This is a genomic window from Bradyrhizobium sp. 157, from assembly GCF_023073815.1.
GTDB lineage: Bacteria > Pseudomonadota > Alphaproteobacteria > Rhizobiales > Xanthobacteraceae > Bradyrhizobium.
Window position 1 is genome coordinate 1 of sequence record NZ_JADPKF010000119.1, and the last position, 16,583, is coordinate 16,583.

Sequence of the window (16,583 nt, forward strand, 5' to 3'; positions counted from 1 at the left end):
GGGACGACCGCCTCCCAGCAAAGCCGCACGCGAGCGCGCTCTCAAATCGCGCCGTAGCGAGCGTGCGGCTCGATCGGCCGGCCCGTTACCCCATCTACGCCCTAGTCGTGGCGATGGCCGTGCTTGCGCGCCTTTAGCTTCTTATCCGCCGCCGTCGGGATCATCACCACGCGGCCATAGCGCACGCCGCGCTCGGCGATGATGTGATCGGCCAAGTGCCGGACCTCGCCGCTCGCGCCTTTCAGCGCCGTCACCTCCATGCAAGAATCATCATCGAGATGCACATGCAGCGTCGCCAGCGACAGATCGTGGTGGCCGTGGAAGTTCTGCACCAGCCGCTTTGAGAGGTCGCGCGCGGCATGATCGTAGACGTAGACCAGTGCGGCGACGCATTGGCCGGAGGGTGTTGCGTCCTCGGCGCTTTGCTGCAGGCCAGCGCGGGCGAGATCGCGTATGATCTCGGAGCGGTTCTGATAGCCGCGGGCTTCCGCCGCCGCATCGATCTCGGCGAGCAGCTCGTCTTCGATCGTGATCGTAATCCGTTGCATGGAAAATTCCGTTCTGACTGCAGTATGATATTCCTGTTGTATCGTCATACTGCGCTTGCTAGCGTAATGCGCCAGTTAAGTCGAACTGATGCGGTCGCGCGCCGATTGTAACAGTTATCATGCAGGGGCATGAGCGTTGCGTCGATCTGCTTGGGGGGCATTTTTCGCCGCCGCATCACTGCTCGCGATGATGTCGCCGGCGGGTGCGCAGAGCGCCGCTGCCGCAGGCGCCCGGCTTCCTGCTGTGACCATCAATCCTCCCGAAGCGCGGCCGCGCAACCGGGGCAAGCCGCCGCGCCGTCAACAAGCCGCCCGAAATTCATCCGCCGGTCAAAGGGACGTACCTGTTCTGCTGCCCGTCGGTGGCGGCGTGACGTCCGGCTCCGCGACGACGGGGCCGACATACATGCAACCGACCGCAGCCAGCGCTATGACAATCAGCGGCACGGAGGTGAACGCCTGGCCTTTTTCGCGCGTCGGCGAGGCGCTGGAGGTGGTGCCGGGGCTGATCGTGACCCAGCATTCCGGCGAGGGCAAAGCCAACCAGTATTTTCTGCGCGGCTTCAATCTCGATCACGGCACCGATCTCGCTATCAGTGTCGACGGCATGCCGGTCAACATGCCGAGCCATGGCCACGGCCAGGGCTATGCCGACATCAACTTCCTGATTCCGGAGCTGGTGCGGTCGGTCAGTGTCCGCAAGGGACCTTACTTCGCCGACCAGGGCGACTTCGCGTCCGCGGGCGCTGTCGCCATCGACTATGTCAACAGGCTGCAGAAGAACATCGCCGAATTGACGTTCGGCAGTTTTGGTTATCGCCGCGCACTGGCGGCGGGATCGACAGCGGTCGGCGCGGGCGCCTTGCTCGCCGCCTTCGAGGGTGTCGCGAATAATGGTCCATGGGACGTGCCGGACAATGTGCGCAAGCTCAACGGCGTGCTGCGCTACAGCCAGGGCACCGCGACCGACGGGTTTACGTTGTCGGCCATGGCCTATTCCAATGGCTGGAATTCGACCGACCAGATGGCGCAGCGCGCGATCGACCAGGGTTTGATCGGCCGGTTCGGGACGCTGGATCCGACCGATGGCGGCGTCTCGAGCCGGTTCTCGCTGTCGAGCAATTGGGCGCAATCGAGCGAATACGGGCAGAGCAAGATCAACGCCTATGTGATCAATTCGTCGCTGCGGCTCTATAACAACTTCACCTATTCTCTCGACGACCCCATCAACGGCGACCAGTTCAGCCAGATGGACCGGCGCACGATCTATGGTCTTAACGCCAGCCACGCCTTCGATTTACGCGTGGGCGGGATCGAAACGCAGACCCGCATCGGACTGCAGACGCGCAGCGATGATATTCGTGTCGGCCTGTTCAAGACGTTGCAACGCGAGACGCTTTCGACCGTCCGCGAAGATAGCGTGAGGGAAGGTAACGTTGGCCTGTGGGCCGACACGACGGCGCGCTGGACCGACTGGCTGCGCACCACCGTCGGCATCCGCGAGGATTATTTTGCGGGGAGGGTGCTGAGCGATACGGCGCAAAATTCCGGCAACGCACAGGCGTCAATGACGAGTCCTAAAGCAGACATTGTGTTGGGGCCGTGGTACCGGACCGAGTTCTACGGCAATGCTGGGTACGGCCTGCACTCCAACGATATCAGAGGCTCGACTATCACCGTCGATCCCATCGACAAGGTGACGCCGCAGGATCGCGTGCCGTTGCTGGTGCGATCGAAGGGTGGTGAAATCGGCATCCGCACCAAAGCGATTGAAGGCCTTACCAGCTCGCTTGCGGTGTTCATGCTGGATTTCGATTCCGAGTTGCTGTTCGTCGGCGACGCCGGCACCACCGAAGCCAGCCGGCCGAGCCGACGCGTCGGCGTGGAATGGACCAACCAGTGCCAAATGCTGCCGTGGATGCGGCTCGACTTCGATGTCGCTTACACCCGCGCCCGCTTCACCGATGTCGATTCCGCCGGCAACTTCATCCCGGGCGCGCCGGCATGGGTCGCAGGCGGCGGCGTAACGTTCGGCGGCGAGGCCGGCTGGTTCGGCGCGCTGCGGGGACGCTATTTCGGCCCGCGTCCCCTGATCGAGGACGACAGCGTCCGCTCGCAATCATCGCTGATCTTCAATGCACGCGCGGGCTACAAATTCGACAATGGCCTGCGGCTGCAGCTCGACTTGCTTAATCTCTTCAATGCGAAGACCAACCAGATCGAGTACTACTACCTGTCGCGATTGCCAGGCGAGCCGATCGGCGGCGTGGCTGACCGGCATGTCCATCCCGCCGAGCCGCTCGCGGTGAGACTGACGCTGGCGGGGAGATTTTAGGAATCTTGTAGCCCGGATGGAGCGAAGCGTAATCCGGGCGGCTCAATCCGCTCGGCAACTTGCCCCGGATTACGCTGCGCTCCATCCGGGCTACTCGTCTCAGGCGATCATCTCTGGCGTGCGCGGCTTCATGCGGCGCTCGGGCGGGCGGACCGGGACATATTCGACGGCGAGATAATGTTCTGACACGGTGACGCGTTCGACCATCGTCGCAACGACGGTCACTTCTTCAGCCGCAGCCGGAAGCGGCGTCTCTTCGTTAATCTCTTCAGGAACAAGCGGCGGCGACTTGACCTCTGGAAACACACCGAATTGGCCCGCTACCTCCGGGAGCGGCTTCTGCTTGTCGGCCCAGTGCAGGGCGGTGTAGTCGAACCCGTGCACGATGGTGGGTTTGACGACTTCGAAATAGGGCGAGATGTCGAAATCGCGCGGCATGTAGAGCGAGGAATCGCGGATATGCAGGATTTCGCGCCGGGCCTTTCGCGAGGCGGCGCGGGTAATCTTCGGCAGGATCGGATAGCGCACGGCGTCGAATGCCTGCGCTATCAGCGCCGAGCAGATGATTTTTGTGGGATCACCGGAGCCGAAAGCAATCATGCGCCGCCGCCAGCGCTGCGGTATCGGCAGCGGGATCAGATAGCGCATCAAATCGACGATGTTCTTGGTGTCGTAGCCGAAGCCGATCCGGTTGATGGCGTAGCGGCACACCGTGGTGCGGTCCTCGTAGGACAGGCCGATCGGCCGACAGATGCGGGTGTGATAGGGAAAATATTTCGACAGCGGCGCCGAGGTCACGCCCTCGCCGATATTGGCCTCGATCAGCACATGGGGTTCGCCGTCAGGCTCGGTGGCGCCGCCAACCGGGCCGACATAGAGCGCGCCATGCGACCAGGTGGACTGCGTGAGGTATTTGATGATGCCGGAGATCCGGTTGTTGCCTTCGACCAGCAGCACATCGCCGGGCTCGATGACGCCGCGCAGATGTTCTGGGTCGCTTGGCGTGAACGGCTCATAGCCCGGGACTTCCTTCTGCAGGTAGCCCGCAATCAACTGGCCGATCGTGTCGAGCATTACGCCCATGAAACTCCCCCAGAGCGGCTTTTCTTCCGCTTTTTTTGTTTCCTTATCATGGTCGCAAGCCGTTTCAATTTAGTTCATGCGGGAGGCGGATCAATCATGATTGATTTACCATGAGTGTTGCTGCGTCACGTGAGATGCTGCACAGTTCGCTAGCTGTTCTCGCGTCCTTCAGGTCCCGGAAACCATGACATGACAATGACCCGCCGTACCTTCCTGTCGGCGGCCGCAGGCTTGGCGGCGGTTCCGGTTTTGTCTCATGCACGTGCGGGGTCTGCACCCTTGCCGCGGGACGCCGACATCGTGGTGATTGGCGCGGGCGCGGCCGGCATTGCTGCGGCGCGGCGGATCATGGCGGCGAACCGCAGGGTGATCGTGGTGGAGGCGGCGAGCCAGATCGGCGGTCGCTGCCAGACCGACGCTTCGACATTCGACGTACCGTTCGATCGCGGCGCACGCTGGATGCACAATCCCGAGACCAATCCGATGATCAAGCTGGCGCGCGCCGCCGGCCTTGAGATCACGACCGCACCATCGGGCCAGAAGATCCGCATCGGCCGCCGCAATGCCCGCGCCGGCGAGACCGAACAGTTTCTGGCGGCGCTGGTGCGCGCCAACCGCGCCATCGACGACGCCGCGCGGCGGTTCGATGTTTCCTGTGCTTCCGTGCTGCCGAAGGACCTCGGCGACTGGGCGGGCACGGCGGAATTCGTGCTGGGGGCCGGTTTCTCCGGCAAGGATCTGAAAGACGTCTCGGTCGGCGACAAGTCGCGCGCGCAGGACCGCAACATCGCGATCGGCTGCCGCCAGGGACTGGGCACACTGATCGCAAAACTCGGCGAGCAGGTGCCGGTGGCGCTGTCGACGCCGGCCAACCGGATTTCCTGGAGCAACCGCGACGTCATGGTGGAAACACCAGCCGGAAAGATCGTCGCCCGCGCTGCCGTCGTCACAGTGTCGAGCAACGTGCTGACGGCCGGCAATATCAAATTCGCGCCCGACATCCCGAAGCGCATGCTGGACGCTGCTTCGAAACTCAGTCTCGGCAGCTACGACCGGATCGCGCTGCAGATAGCGGGCAATCCGCTCGGCCTCGCCCGTGACGACGTCATCATCGAGCAGAGCAATTCGACCAAGACGGCGTTGCTGTTCGCCAATGTCGGCGGCTCTTCGCTCTGCACCCTCGATGTCGGCGGCTCCTTCGGCCGCGATCTTTCGGCGCAGGGCGAGAAGGCCATGGTGGCGTTTGCGGTGGAATGGCTGACGAAGCTGTATGGCAGCGAGGCGGCCGCCAAGGTGACGAAGTCGAGCGCGACGCGCTGGAACGCCGCCCCCTTCGCGCTCGGCGCGATGTCGGCGGCCGGTCCCGGCGGGCAGTCCTCGCGAAAGGTTCTGACCGAACCAATCGGCTGCATGTATCTCGCCGGCGAAGCCACCCACGAAACGCTGTGGGGAACAATCGACGGCGCATGGGAGAGTGGCGAACGCGCGGCAGAGGCCGCATTGCGGCGGATCGGCGCGTTGAAGGATCCCGAGTCGGAGGCGCGGCCGACGAAGCAGCGGCGGCGTGCACCGTCTCCGATCAACTGATGGCCCGTCCCAAGGCACTGATCTCCTGGTCGAGCGGCAAGGACTCCGCCTTTGCGCTGCATGAAGTGATGCGCGCGGGCGAATTCGACGTCGTCGGCGCGCTGACCACGGTAACCGAGACGTTCGGCCGCGTCTCGATTCATGGCGTGCGGCAGGAGATATTGCAGGCGCAATGCGAGGCCGCCGGCTTGCCGCAGCGGATCGTGGCAATTCCCTATCCCTGTCCGAACGAGATCTACGAGGCGCGGATGGGCGAAGCAGTCGCGCAAGCGGTTGCCGATGGGGTCACGCATATGATCTTCGGCGATCTGTTCCTGGCTGACATCCGCGCCTATCGCGAACAGAAGCTCGCGGGCACCGGAATTACGCCGGTATTTCCGCTCTGGGAGCGGCCAACGCCGGAACTCGCGCGAGCAATGATCGCAAGCGGGCTCGAAGCCCATATCGCGACAGTCGATCTGAAGAAGCTGCCGGCGGAATTCGCCGGTCGCAAATTCGACGCAACGCTGCTCGCTGATCTGCCCGAGGGTATCGACCCCTGCGGTGAGAACGGCGAGTTTCACACCTGCGTCGTGGCCGGGCCGATGTTTTCAGGGCGACTTGCGGTCATGACCGGCGACTGCGTCGCGCGCGACGGCTATGCGTATTGCGATCTGGTGATGGACAATGAATCGGTCGTCCCGGCCAAGCGAAGCGCGAGCCGGGACCCATAACCACAGTTGCTAGAGGTGTAGCACGCTGGGGCTACGTCCAATTCGAACGTCAAACGCTTGTGGTTATGGGTACCTGCGTTCGCAGGGACGACGACGTCACCGCAACACACCATCCAGCGCCGGCAATCCGAAGATCACCGCGGCAGCGATCAGCGCGTAGCAGATCGAGCGGAATACGGTTTCGCTGGCCTTGCCGAACAGCGAGGCGCCGAACCAAACGCCAGCGCCATAGAGCGGGCCGACCACCAGCGCAAACTTGATGGCGTCGAATGCAATCAGTCCGGTCGCGGCGTAACTGACGGCCGAGAAGAGATCCGAGGCACCAAAGAACAGCACGATGTTGGCGCGCGCGATGACGGAAGGGAGAGGGCGGCCAAGCCAGTAGCCGACGATCGGCGGCCCGCCGGTCTGGGCCAGCCCGCTGCAAAAGCCTGATAAGCCGCCGATGCCGATCGAAACTGCCGCGTGATCTTTGCCGCGGTAGCGCCAACCCGAGAGCAGCAGCAACAACAACGCAAAGACGAAAACGGAAATGATCCAGCGCGTCGTCACCGGCTCTAACCGGCTCAAAAAATAAGTGCCGATCGGCACGCCGATCAGCGCGCCGGTTACCATAATCGCGGTCGCCTTGCGGTCGGCTTTCTGCCACGCGTTCGGCAGCAGCGGCGCGGCGGCGACGAAGTCGATGATCAGCAGCAGCGCAGCCACCAATCGCGGGTCGGCGATCGAACTGGCCAGCGGCATGAAGATCAGCGCCGAGCCGAAGCCGGAAAATCCCCGCGCCGTTCCCGAGACGAAGGCGACTGCGCAAATCGCGAGGGCGGCGTTGAGGCTGACGTCGGAAGGGATGAGACCGAGAGGGCTCATCCCCGCAACGCGCCGCCGGTCTTCTTTATCACCTCGGCCACGATCTTCGCCGCCACCGCGTCGATCTCCTGATCCGTCAGAGTCTTCTCGCGCGGCTGGATCGTCACGGCGATCGCGATCGACTTTTTGGCCGGATCGATGCCCTTGCCTTCATAGACGTCGAATACGGTGACGTCCGTGATCAGCTTCTTGTCCGCGCCTTGCGCCGCGCGCACGATGTCGCCGGCCTTGACCGTGCGATCGACGATGAACGCAAAATCGCGCGATACCGGCTGGAACGCGGAGAGTTCGAGCAACGGCTTGGCGCGGGTCGGCTTCTTCTTGGCATCGGGAATGCGGTCAAGGATGACTTCGAACGCGACCATCGGGCCGTCGGCGCCGAGCGCCCCCAGCGTCCGCGGGTGCAGTTCGCCGAAATAACCCAGCACGTTCTGCGGCCCGATCTGGATGGTGCCGGAGCGACCCGGATGCAGCCACGCAGGTCCACCAGGAACGATCTGCAGCGCCTGCATCGGCGCGCCGGCCGCCGCGAGCACCGCGAACGCATCGGCCTTGGCGTCGAGTGCGTCGGTTTGGGCAGAGCCGGACCAATGCCGCCCCATGCCTTTCGAGGACGCAAAGCCGTGGCGCACACCTGAGGCTGCGACGAACTGGTCCTCCGGCTTGTCGCCCTTGAACACCTGTCCCACCTCGAACAGTGCGACGTCGGAGCAACCGCGATTGGCGTTGGCTTGCGCCGCGGCGACGAGACCGGGCAAAAGGCTCGGCCGCATGTCGGAGAGATCGGAAGCGATCGGGTTGGCGAGCACGAGCTCGGCTTGTCCGCCGCCGAACATCTCAGCATGCGGCTTGGAGATGAACGACCACGTCACGGCTTCCACCATGCCGCGTGCGGCGAGTGCGCGCTTGGCGCGGCGGGTGCGGAGCTGGATCGTGGTCAGTACCGGCTTGCGCGCGTCTTCGCCGCGCTCGAACGGCGTCATCGGCACCTTGTCGACGCCGACGATGCGAACGATTTCCTCGACGATGTCGGCCTTGCCGTGAACATCCGTGCGCCAGGAGGGAACAGCGACCTTCACCACAGGGCCGCTGCCGGCGACCATGAAGCCGAGATGGCCGAGGATGCGCCGCATCTCGACCAGCGGCACCTCGATTCCCGCCAGACGCTTAACCTCGCTCAGCGGGAAATCGATAATGCGGTCGTCGCCAAAGGCATTGCCGACGACCACGGTCTCCGACGGCGTGCCGCCGCAGAGCTCCATCACCATTTTGGTCGCAAGCTCGAGCCCCGGCACCATGAAGGCCGGATCGACGCCGCGCTCGAAGCGGTAGCGTGCGTCCGAATTGATGCCGAGCTTGCGCCCGGTTTGCGCGATGTTGATCTCGTTCCACAGCGCCGATTCGATCAGCACGTCAGTGGTATTCTCATCGCAGCCGGAGGTCTCGCCACCCATGATGCCGGCGAGCGATTCGACGCCGTGCTCATCCGATATCACGCAGATCGAGGGATCCAGCGTGTAGGTGCGGCCGTCGAGCGCCAGCAGGCTCTCGCCATCCTTGGCGCGGCGCACGGTGAGATTGCCTGTCACTTTCCTGGCGTCAAACACATGCAGCGGCCGGGCGCGGTCGTAGGTCATGAAGTTGGTGATGTCGACCAGCGTATTGATCGGCCGCAAGCCGATCGAGGTCAGGCGCTTCTGCAGCCATTCCGGCGAAGGACCGTTCTTGACGCCGCGCACCAGACGTAGCGCGAAGCCCGGACACAGCGTCGCATCTTCCACCGTCACTTTCACCGGGCAAGGGAATTCGCCTTTGACTGGCCTAATTCCGGGATCGATGAACTTGCCCATATCGGCGGCGGAAAGGTCGCGCGCGATGCCATGCACGCCGGTGCAGTCCTGGCGGTTCGGCGTCAAATTGATTTCGAGCACGGGATCGCCGAGGCCGGCCCATTCGGCATAGCCCTTGCCGATCGGCGCATCGGCCGGCAGCTCCATGATGCCGTCATGGTCCTCGGAAAGCTGCAGCTCGGCTGCCGAGCACAGCATGCCGCGGCTCTCGACGCCCCGGATGGTGCCGACGCCAAGGGTGATGTTCTTGCCCGGGATGAACGTGCCGGGCGGCGAGAACACGCTGACGAGCCCCGCCCGCGCATTCGGTGCGCCGCAGACCACCTGCACCGGCGCAGCACCATTGCCGGTATCGACCATGCAGACGCGCAGGCGGTCGGCGTTCGGATGCTGCTCGGCCGAGATCACCCGCGCGATGGAGAATGGCGCGAGCGCCTTTGCCTTGTCCTCGATGCTCTCGACCTCGAGCCCGATCATGGTGAGCTTGTCGGCGAGCTTTTCCAAGGGCTCGTCGGTGTCGAGATGTTCCTTCAGCCAGGAGAGCGTGAATTTCATGACGATGGTTTCTCTTGTCCTCTCTCCCGCTCGCGGAGGAGGGCCAGGGTGGGGGCCCTCTCCGCAACGGCAGCGGCAATTGTCTCAAGGACGCCTGCGTGATTTTTCATCACATCGAGGTTGCTGAAGCGAAGAACCTTGAAGCCTTGGGTTTCGATCACGGCTGATCGTGCGGCGTCGGCTTGTTCGGCATGGTCGGAAAAGTGCTGTCCACCGTCGAGCTCGATGACGAGCTTGGCGGCGTGGCAGACGAAGTCGGCGATGTAGTTCTTGATGGGGACCTGGCGGCGGAAGCTGGCGCCGTTCCGTCGATGACCGCGGAGCTCTGACCAGAGGATTCTTTCTGCATCGGTAGAGTTCTTGCGCAGCGCCCGCGCATTCGTGCGCAGTGTGTCAGAGACCTTCCAGTCAGGATGTTCCGGATCGACCATTGAGACCTCCGATGCGGAGAGACCCCCACCCCAACCCTCCCCCGCAAGCGGGAGAGGGAGGCCGAGCCGTCGAGCCGCGAGGGTATATGTATCCTCGCGAAATCGCACAAAGCTAGAGCGAGCAAGTGCGTTTGCCCCACGGGCAGTCCATTCCCTCTCCCGCTTGCGGCGGAGGGTCAGGGTGGGGGCTCTCTCCGCGAAAGTGGTGGCGAAAGAAGGCACGACAGATGTCACCTCAAGCTGGCTCATGACGTTTCCACCTGTGCAAACACCTCAACCAGACGAAAGCGTTCGCACATCAGCATCATGTCTTCGCGAAACTCGCCCAGCCGTCCGAAATAGATGCAGTGTGCTTTGCGCCAGTAATCGAGGCTGCGGTCGCCTTCTCCTTCGTCATAGGCAAAGGCCGCATCAACCTCGCCGAAGCGATGATAGGTCACCTCGGTCGTTTCGATGACGCAGCGCGGTTGGCCGCGCCCATCGCGCACGATCCAGAGCGCGCCCGGTGTCGAGGCCTGATCTTCGGTGCTGCAGGTCGCCGTCTTGACGCCCCGGATCACGAGATCGAGCAACTCGTCGGCAAGACCAGGCCCGTCGCCGAACGCGAACGACTGCAAGCCGAGATACTTTCGCGGGATGCCGCTCAGGCTCACGTGCTCAATCCTCCCGCGAGCGTCGGGACGTCGAGCGGCTTGAAGCCGTAATGCGAAAGCCAGCGCACGTCGCTCTCGAACAATTGCCGGAGATCGGACATGCCGTATTTCAGCATCGCGATTCGGTCGATGCCCATGCCCCAGGCAAAGCCCTGGTAGACATCAGGGTCAATGCCGCAGGCGCGCAGCACGTTCGGATGCACCATGCCGCAGCCAAGAATCTCCAGCCAGTCCTCGCCCTCGCCGAAACGGATCTCGCCCTTGTCGCGCCGGCACTGGATGTCGACCTCGAGCGAGGGTTCGGTGAACGGGAAGAACGACGGGCGGAACCGCATGTTGATATGGTCGACCTCGAAGAACGCCTTGCAGAACTCGTGCAAAATCCATTTGAGGTGGCCGAGATGCGAGCCCTTGTCGATGACGAGGCCTTCGACCTGGTGGAATTGCGGCGTATGGGTCGCGTCCGAATCGATGCGATAGGTGCGGCCCGGGCAGACCACGCGGATCGGCGGCTTCTGCGACAACATCGTGCGCACCTGCACCGGCGAGGTGTGGGTCCGCAGCAGCATGCGCGAACCGTCTTCCTTCGGATTGAAGAAGAACGTGTCGTGCATCTCCCGTGCCGGATGGCCCTCGGGGAAGTTCAGTTTTGTGAAATTGTAATCGTCGGTCTCGATATCGGGACCTTCGGCGATCGCAAATCCCATGTCGGCGAAGATGGTCGTCAGCTCATCCATCACTTGGCTCAGCGGATGGATGCGGCCCTGTTCGGCCACGGCCTCGCGGAGCGGCAGCGTGACATCGATGGTCTCTGACGCCAAACGGGCATCGAGCGCGGCCGATTTCAGGACGTCGCGGCGCGCGGAAAGCGCCTGTGTAACCTTGTCCTTGGCAAGATTGATCGCGGCGCCCTGCGTCTTGCGCTCGTCCGGCGACATCTTACCCAGCGTAGCGAGCAGCGCGGAGATCGAGCCTTTCTTGCCGAGCGCCGCGACACGCACGGCTTCGAGCGCTGCCTCGTCGTCGGCGGCAGCGATCTGGCTGAGAATTTGGGATTCGAGTTGAGCGAGATCGGTCATGGCAATCCTTTTGACTAGGATGCTAAAGCCGATGCTCCTAGCCCGTCATGCCCGGGCTTGTCCCGGGCATCCACGTCTTACAGCGTTTGCGAGAAGGAGGCGTGGATGGCCGGAACAAGTCCGGCCATGACGACCTCAAAAACATCGCAGAAGAACCGAGTGGGGGCGACGGCTTACGCCGCCAGCGCGGCCTTGGCCTTCTCGGCGATCGCCTGAAACGCCGCCGGCTCGGCGATGGCGAGATCCGACAGCACCTTGCGGTCCACCGTGATGCCCGACTTCGAAAGGCCGTTGATGAAGACGCTGTAGGTCATGCCGTAGGGACGAACCGCGGCATTGATGCGCTGGATCCAGAGCGCGCGGAAGGTGCGCTTCTTGCGCTTGCGGTCGCGGAAGGCATATTGCCCCGCCTTTTCGACCGCGGCCTTGGCGGCGCGGATGGTGTTCTTGCGGCGGCCGTAGAAACCCTTGGCGGCCTTGTAGACTTTCTTGTGCTTGGCGTGAGAGGTCACACCGCGTTTGACGCGAGACATGACTGCTATCCTTGAATTTTAAAATCGGTGACGGATCGCCGCGCGGACGCGGCTCGGCTGCAATGGCGTGAACGCGATCAGGCGTTCGGCAAGAAGTACTTCTTGACGTTGTCGCCGTCGGTCTTGAACAGCACCCGGGTGCCGCGGAGCTGACGAATCTGCTTCTTCGTCCGCTTGATCATGCCGTGGCGCTTGCCGCGCTGGGCGTGCATCACTTTGCCGGTGGCAGTCACCTTGAAGCGCTTTTTAGCGCCTGACTTGGTCTTCAGCTTGGGCATTTGGCTCTCCTGTGGCCGCAGAAAAACGCGCCCGAGGGACGCTTTTGCGGCTTAAAATGCTCGTTAGAGCGTTGAAAGTGCTCAGGTTTTTCTCAGAAAGCAAGATAACCCGCACGGTCATCGACACGGCAGCCCTTGATCAGCCGGGCGATGAAGGTCGGGCTTATGGCAGAGGAAACGCGAAATGGCAACGATGAACCGCGGATCGCGGTGCAGTGACCAAATCGCTGATATCATGGACATCCCGGCCCGGAGCAAGAGAAATGGCCCATTTTCAGCGATCGATTGCCCGTTTTGCCGCTTTTCCACGCCCGCGGAGCCTGCGCTGGCTTCCGATATTGGCTGCGTTCGCCGCGATAGCGGCGGCGCCCGCAGCCGACGCCGCGACCCGGCGCAGGGCCGCGGGAGCCTATGATGGTATCTGGAACGTGGTTTTCGCCACGACGCGGGGCAATTGCAGTTCCGGCTACAGCGTCCCCTTCACCGTGATAGGCGGCCGCGTCTCATCGGCTGGCGGTGGCAGGGTTTCGGGCTCGGTGAATCGCGCCGGGGTTGTTTCGGTTCGCGTTTCGCTTGGCGCTTCCAGGGCGAGCGGCGGTGGCCGGCTCGCCGGCGCCTACGGCGCCGGCGCATGGCGCGGCATTATCACCGGCGACTACTGCAGCGGCACCTGGCAGGCCACGCGGAGCTAGCTCGGGCTACGAAAAAACGAAAACGGCCCGCCAGATCATTGACGGGCCGCTTCGCATCTAAACCGAGTTCACATCAGCGCGGTGCCAGCACCATCACGACCTGACGTCCCTCGAACCTGGCATCCTGCTCGACCTTGGCGAATTCGGCGACGTCGGCCTTCACCTTGTCCAGCAGCTTGGTGCCGATTTCCTGGTGCGCCATTTCGCGGCCACGGTAGCGCAAGGTGATCTTGACCTTGTCGCCTTCCTCGAAGAACCGCTGCATGGCGCGCATCTTCACGTCGTAATCGTGATCGTCGATCATCGGCCGCAGCTTGATCTCCTTGATCTCGACGACCTTCTGCTTCTTGCGCGCCTCGGCGGCTTTCTTCTGCGCCGAATACTTGAACTTCCCGTAGTCCATGATTTTACAAACGGGAGGATTGTTGTTCGGCGAAATCTCGACAAGATCCATGCCCGCCTCGAGGGCCATCTTGATGGCGACCACGGTCTCGACCGTTCCGTGGTTGGTGCCGTTCTGATCGATCAGCTGGATCTGCGCGTTGCGGATATCATCATTGGTGCGCGGCCCGTCTTTGGTTGCAGCGGGCGGGGCTCTGTTGGGACGGCGAATGGGTAACTCTCCAAAGTTGTGAAAGAAGGGCTGTAGTTTGAAGCAATACGCTCAAGACAGCAAGCGAACTCGCGGTCTGCGCCCGAAAACCGTCAAATGCGAGGCATTTCGGTCACGTCCGGCAAATATAGCGCGGCGACCTGATCCGCAAGCGCGGGGCGGTCGCGCTTGACCGATGAAGTGCGCTCGCGGACAAGACGGCAGGGCGAGAGTGACGGATCCATGACTAATTCAGCGACCAATTCAGCACCAATCGACCAGGAACCGGCCTTTATCGAGGTGGGAGAAGGCGATGGCCGCCGCCGGATCGCCGTGCGCGCCCGCGCCGGCAGCGGACCCGGGCTATTCTGGCTCGGTGGCTTCAATTCCGACATGCGGGGCACCAAGGCGCTCGCGCTGGACGCCTGGGCTGGGGAACACGGCCGCGCCTGTATTAGATTCGATTATTCCGGCCACGGCGAATCGGGCGGCGCTTTCATCGATGGCACCATCGGACGCTGGCTGGAAGAGAGCGTTGCGGTATTCGAGCAATTCTGCCGGGGCCCGCAGGTCGTGATCGGCTCATCGATGGGTGGCTGGCTCGCGCTCTTGCTGGCGCGCGCCATTGCCAACCGTGAGGCAGCGGGTGCGACGCTTGCAGGCCTGGTGCTGATCGCACCGGCGCCTGATTTCACCGAGCAATTGATGTGGAACAGCTTCTCCGACGAGGTCCGCGAGGAGATCAGGACCAAGGGCGTGTGGATGCGGCCGTCGGAATATGGCGACGGTGCACCCTATCCGATCACGCGCGCACTGATCGAGGAGGGCCGCAACCATCTCCTGCTCGGCAGCGCCATCGAGGTCGGATGCCCCGTGCGCATCCTGCAGGGCGCGCAGGATCCCGACGTGCCCTGGCAGCACGCTTTCGCGCTGGCGCACCGGTTGCCGGCCGAGGACGTGGTGCTGACCATGATCCAGGACGGCGACCACCGTCTGTCGCGCCCGCAGGACATCGCGCGGATTCTCGCGGCGGTGGCGGAGATGGGGTGAGTTCTCACCGCAACCACGGTGTCATCGTCCGCGAAGGCGGACGATCCAGTACGCCGCGGCCCATCGATTTATCTTGCGCGCTCTGGAATACTGGATGCCCCGCCTTCGCGGGGCATAACGAGCGGGAGACAATACGATGAACCCATCCACCATGCTCCGCGCCTTCTGCGACGCCGTCGAGCAGCGCAACGGCAGGGCGTTCGCGGAACTGTTCACGGAGGACGGCATCTATCACGACGTGTTCTATGGCGCGTTTGAAGGCCGGGCCAAAATCGCTGACATGATCGACGACTGGTTCTATCGCACCGCGACCGATTTTCGCTGGGACATGCACGATCCCGTCAGTGAGGGCGAGATGCTCTATGCGCGTTACACGTTCAGTTATCGCTCGACGCTTCCGGAAGCAAAAGGGGCGCGGGCGATGTTCGAGGGCGTCGCGATCATGCGGCTGCGCGACGGCAGAATCGCCGAGTACCACGAGGTCGCCAACACCGCGCCGGCGTTCGTCGATCTTAAATTTGCGCCGGAGCGAATTGCCAAGATTGTCGCAAAACAGGATGCGGCGCTGAAGGCGCGGCCGGAGATGGAGCGGCATTTGGCCTGAGCGCTATCTCTCCGCGTCATTGCGAGCGAAGCGAAGGTTCGGCATATGCGGGACGATGGATTGCTTCGTCGCTTCGCTCCTCGCAATTGACGGGTGTGTGTCTACGGCGGCGGCACGTTTGTCATCGGCTTGCGCTGCGCCAGCGCCGCGACCGTCGAGGTCCCTATCGGCCCCTGCTCGTCATAGAGCCAGCATTCGCCGATCGCGATGCCGTCGGTGGCGTGATGGTTTACCACTTCGAAGCCGACCCATGGCGTCACCGGAAGCCGGTGCAGATAGAGCGTCACGTCGCTGTTGATGTAACCGAGCCCCTGATCGCCGGCATTGGCGAAGGGACTGGCGAAATCGGCACCTGTGGCGACATGCACGAAGGGCGACATCGGCACGCCCTCGACGAGTTCGCGCACCTCGCTCATCCACAGCCGCCGCGGCCCGAGCGAACCCATCTGGCCGACGATCGGTCGTGTGGTCCATTTGCCGTTCATGCCGAGCCGGGAATCGGTGGGCTTTAGAATGTCGGCGGGGTTTGGCGCATCCCAGTTCGGCGGCGACCAGACATTGCCCGGCGCGTTTTCCGTCTTGCGGAGTAATTGGCACGAGGCGCGCGCCATGCTGGTGCCGCCGGAAAAGAACTCGGCCTCCACCACCTTGATGCGGATGCCGTCGCGCACGAGCTTGGTGGTCACCTCGATCGGCGTCGTGATGTTCGGTAGGCGAAACATGTCGACGGTAAGCCGCGCCGGCACGAACTCGCTGGAGCCGTGGCGCTGCTCGATCACGTGCGCAAGCAGGCCGATCACGACGCGGCCGTGCAGGGAGTTGGGGTCCCATGGGCCGTTTGACACGGGCGTCGGCATGAAGGTGTCGTTATCGCGATTATGCGTGAAGAAGGGCTGGTTTTTTGTCATGGCGGGCGACCATGGCGGCTTTCGGTGCGCGAAATCAAGGGTGACCCTCATGGTGAGGAGGCGCTCTTGCGCCGTCTCGAACCATGTGGCCCGGCTATTGGCCTCGTCCTTCGAGACGCGCTTCGCGCTCCTCAGACCGTATGTCCCTCTTCCGATGCGGAGGCGACTCACCCTCGATGCGAGTGCGAGGGTTACCCGGATGGGCCGGGCAGAGCCTCACGCAAG

The 16,583-nt window shown here is 63.2% G+C and carries 17 protein-coding genes; 6 read left to right on the forward strand and 11 right to left on the reverse strand.

Annotated elements, in window-relative coordinates:
* Positions 1 to 101: 101 nt before the first annotated feature.
* On the reverse strand, positions 102 to 548 hold the full coding sequence (nikR, locus tag IVA95_RS35555) for a nickel-responsive transcriptional regulator NikR (protein WP_247514754.1): 447 nt from the start codon (positions 546 to 548) through the stop codon (positions 102 to 104).
* A gap of 190 nt (positions 549 to 738) precedes the next feature.
* Here nikR and IVA95_RS35560 point away from each other — a divergent pair, with 190 nt between their 5' ends.
* Positions 739 to 2,883, forward strand: a complete 2,145-nt coding sequence (locus IVA95_RS35560) for a TonB-dependent receptor (RefSeq protein ID WP_247514766.1) — start codon at positions 739 to 741, stop codon at positions 2,881 to 2,883.
* A 99-nt stretch (positions 2,884 to 2,982) separates the two neighbouring features.
* Here the strand turns inward: IVA95_RS35560 and IVA95_RS35565 are convergent, their stop codons facing one another.
* Positions 2,983 to 3,966: a YiiX/YebB-like N1pC/P60 family cysteine hydrolase gene (locus IVA95_RS35565; protein ID WP_247514755.1), complete on the reverse strand. Its 984-nt coding sequence runs from the start codon at positions 3,964 to 3,966 to the stop codon at positions 2,983 to 2,985.
* Positions 3,967 to 4,155: 189 nt separating this feature from the next.
* On the opposite strand from IVA95_RS35565, the gene IVA95_RS35570 reads away from it, so the two are divergent.
* Positions 4,156 to 5,553 (forward strand): FAD-dependent oxidoreductase, encoded by a 1,398-nt coding sequence (locus IVA95_RS35570; protein WP_247514756.1) that lies wholly within the window; start codon positions 4,156 to 4,158, stop codon positions 5,551 to 5,553.
* Positions 5,553 to 6,266 (forward strand): adenine nucleotide alpha hydrolase, encoded by a 714-nt coding sequence (locus IVA95_RS35575; protein WP_247514757.1) that lies wholly within the window; start codon positions 5,553 to 5,555, stop codon positions 6,264 to 6,266. Before IVA95_RS35570 ends, IVA95_RS35575 begins: the two co-directional genes overlap by 1 nt.
* A 96-nt stretch (positions 6,267 to 6,362) precedes the next feature.
* Here IVA95_RS35575 and IVA95_RS35580 read toward each other — a convergent pair whose 3' ends face one another.
* The 7 genes from IVA95_RS35580 to rpmI form a co-directional block, all read right to left on the reverse strand.
* The gene (locus tag IVA95_RS35580; protein ID WP_247514758.1) at positions 6,363 to 7,133 is read right to left on the reverse strand and encodes a sulfite exporter TauE/SafE family protein; all 771 of its coding nucleotides are present in this window, start codon (positions 7,131 to 7,133) and stop codon (positions 6,363 to 6,365) included.
* Positions 7,130 to 9,538: a phenylalanine--tRNA ligase subunit beta gene (gene pheT / locus IVA95_RS35585; protein WP_247514759.1), complete on the reverse strand. Its 2,409-nt coding sequence runs from the start codon at positions 9,536 to 9,538 to the stop codon at positions 7,130 to 7,132. The genes IVA95_RS35580 and pheT overlap by 4 nt, the downstream gene beginning before the upstream one ends.
* Positions 9,535 to 9,969, reverse strand: a complete 435-nt coding sequence (locus IVA95_RS35590; protein WP_247514760.1) for an endonuclease domain-containing protein — start codon at positions 9,967 to 9,969, stop codon at positions 9,535 to 9,537. Before IVA95_RS35590 ends, pheT begins: the two co-directional genes overlap by 4 nt.
* Positions 9,970 to 10,214: 245 nt before the next feature.
* Positions 10,215 to 10,622, reverse strand: a complete 408-nt coding sequence (locus IVA95_RS35595) for an ASCH domain-containing protein (RefSeq protein WP_247514761.1) — start codon at positions 10,620 to 10,622, stop codon at positions 10,215 to 10,217.
* Positions 10,619 to 11,701 carry a phenylalanine--tRNA ligase subunit alpha gene (gene pheS / locus IVA95_RS35600; protein WP_247514762.1) on the reverse strand — a complete coding sequence of 361 codons (1,083 nt, stop codon included), beginning with the start codon at positions 11,699 to 11,701 and terminating at the stop codon, positions 10,619 to 10,621. Before pheS ends, IVA95_RS35595 begins: the two co-directional genes overlap by 4 nt.
* Before the next feature lie 173 nt (positions 11,702 to 11,874).
* A complete protein-coding gene (gene rplT / locus IVA95_RS35605) occupies positions 11,875 to 12,234 on the reverse strand; it encodes a 50S ribosomal protein L20 (protein WP_213252536.1) in 360 nt (119 codons plus the stop codon).
* A 77-nt stretch (positions 12,235 to 12,311) separates the two neighbouring features.
* On the reverse strand, positions 12,312 to 12,512 hold the full coding sequence (gene rpmI / locus IVA95_RS35610) for a 50S ribosomal protein L35 (RefSeq protein WP_008539890.1): 201 nt from the start codon (positions 12,510 to 12,512) through the stop codon (positions 12,312 to 12,314).
* A gap of 263 nt (positions 12,513 to 12,775) precedes the next feature.
* On the opposite strand from rpmI, the gene IVA95_RS35615 reads away from it, so the two are divergent.
* Positions 12,776 to 13,204, forward strand: coding sequence for a hypothetical protein (locus tag IVA95_RS35615; protein ID WP_247514763.1), 429 nt, complete (start codon positions 12,776 to 12,778; stop codon positions 13,202 to 13,204).
* Between the two features lie 73 nt (positions 13,205 to 13,277).
* Here IVA95_RS35615 and infC read toward each other — a convergent pair whose 3' ends face one another.
* Positions 13,278 to 13,817, reverse strand: coding sequence for a translation initiation factor IF-3 (gene infC / locus IVA95_RS35620; protein WP_213252612.1), 540 nt, complete (start codon positions 13,815 to 13,817; stop codon positions 13,278 to 13,280).
* 222 nt (positions 13,818 to 14,039) lie between these two features.
* Here infC and IVA95_RS35625 point away from each other — a divergent pair, with 222 nt between their 5' ends.
* Together IVA95_RS35625 and IVA95_RS35630 are read left to right on the forward strand one after the other, a co-directional pair.
* Positions 14,040 to 14,846 (forward strand): alpha/beta hydrolase, encoded by an 807-nt coding sequence (locus IVA95_RS35625; protein WP_213252534.1) that lies wholly within the window; start codon positions 14,040 to 14,042, stop codon positions 14,844 to 14,846.
* A gap of 136 nt (positions 14,847 to 14,982) precedes the next feature.
* Complete coding sequence (locus tag IVA95_RS35630) at positions 14,983 to 15,450, forward strand: nuclear transport factor 2 family protein (RefSeq protein ID WP_247514764.1); 468 nt, start codon at positions 14,983 to 14,985, stop codon at positions 15,448 to 15,450.
* 101 nt (positions 15,451 to 15,551) lie between these two features.
* Here IVA95_RS35630 and IVA95_RS35635 read toward each other — a convergent pair whose 3' ends face one another.
* The gene (locus IVA95_RS35635) at positions 15,552 to 16,358 is read right to left on the reverse strand and encodes an acyl-CoA thioesterase domain-containing protein (protein WP_247514765.1); all 807 of its coding nucleotides are present in this window, start codon (positions 16,356 to 16,358) and stop codon (positions 15,552 to 15,554) included.
* Positions 16,359 to 16,583 lie beyond the last annotated feature (225 nt).

Excerpts from the sequence above, each read along its gene's own strand:
- nikR (WP_247514754.1), bottom strand. The coding sequence starts at position 548 with ATGCAACGGATTACGATCACGATCGAAGACGAGCTGCTCGCCGAGATC.
- IVA95_RS35560 (WP_247514766.1), top strand. The coding sequence starts at position 739 with ATGTCGCCGGCGGGTGCGCAGAGCGCCGCTGCCGCAGGCGCCCGGCTT.
- IVA95_RS35565 (WP_247514755.1), bottom strand. The coding sequence starts at position 3,966 with ATGGGCGTAATGCTCGACACGATCGGCCAGTTGATTGCGGGCTACCTG.
- IVA95_RS35570 (WP_247514756.1), top strand. The coding sequence starts at position 4,156 with ATGACAATGACCCGCCGTACCTTCCTGTCGGCGGCCGCAGGCTTGGCG.
- IVA95_RS35575 (WP_247514757.1), top strand. The coding sequence starts at position 5,553 with ATGGCCCGTCCCAAGGCACTGATCTCCTGGTCGAGCGGCAAGGACTCC.
- IVA95_RS35580 (WP_247514758.1), bottom strand. The coding sequence starts at position 7,133 with ATGAGCCCTCTCGGTCTCATCCCTTCCGACGTCAGCCTCAACGCCGCC.
- pheT (WP_247514759.1), bottom strand. The coding sequence starts at position 9,538 with ATGAAATTCACGCTCTCCTGGCTGAAGGAACATCTCGACACCGACGAG.
- IVA95_RS35590 (WP_247514760.1), bottom strand. The coding sequence starts at position 9,969 with ATGGTCGATCCGGAACATCCTGACTGGAAGGTCTCTGACACACTGCGC.
- pheS (WP_247514762.1), bottom strand. The coding sequence starts at position 11,701 with ATGACCGATCTCGCTCAACTCGAATCCCAAATTCTCAGCCAGATCGCT.
- rplT (WP_213252536.1), bottom strand. The coding sequence starts at position 12,234 with ATGTCTCGCGTCAAACGCGGTGTGACCTCTCACGCCAAGCACAAGAAA.
- rpmI (WP_008539890.1), bottom strand. The coding sequence starts at position 12,512 with ATGCCCAAGCTGAAGACCAAGTCAGGCGCTAAAAAGCGCTTCAAGGTG.
- IVA95_RS35615 (WP_247514763.1), top strand. The coding sequence starts at position 12,776 with ATGGCCCATTTTCAGCGATCGATTGCCCGTTTTGCCGCTTTTCCACGC.
- IVA95_RS35625 (WP_213252534.1), top strand. The coding sequence starts at position 14,040 with ATGACTAATTCAGCGACCAATTCAGCACCAATCGACCAGGAACCGGCC.
- IVA95_RS35630 (WP_247514764.1), top strand. The coding sequence starts at position 14,983 with ATGAACCCATCCACCATGCTCCGCGCCTTCTGCGACGCCGTCGAGCAG.
- IVA95_RS35635 (WP_247514765.1), bottom strand. The coding sequence starts at position 16,358 with ATGACAAAAAACCAGCCCTTCTTCACGCATAATCGCGATAACGACACC.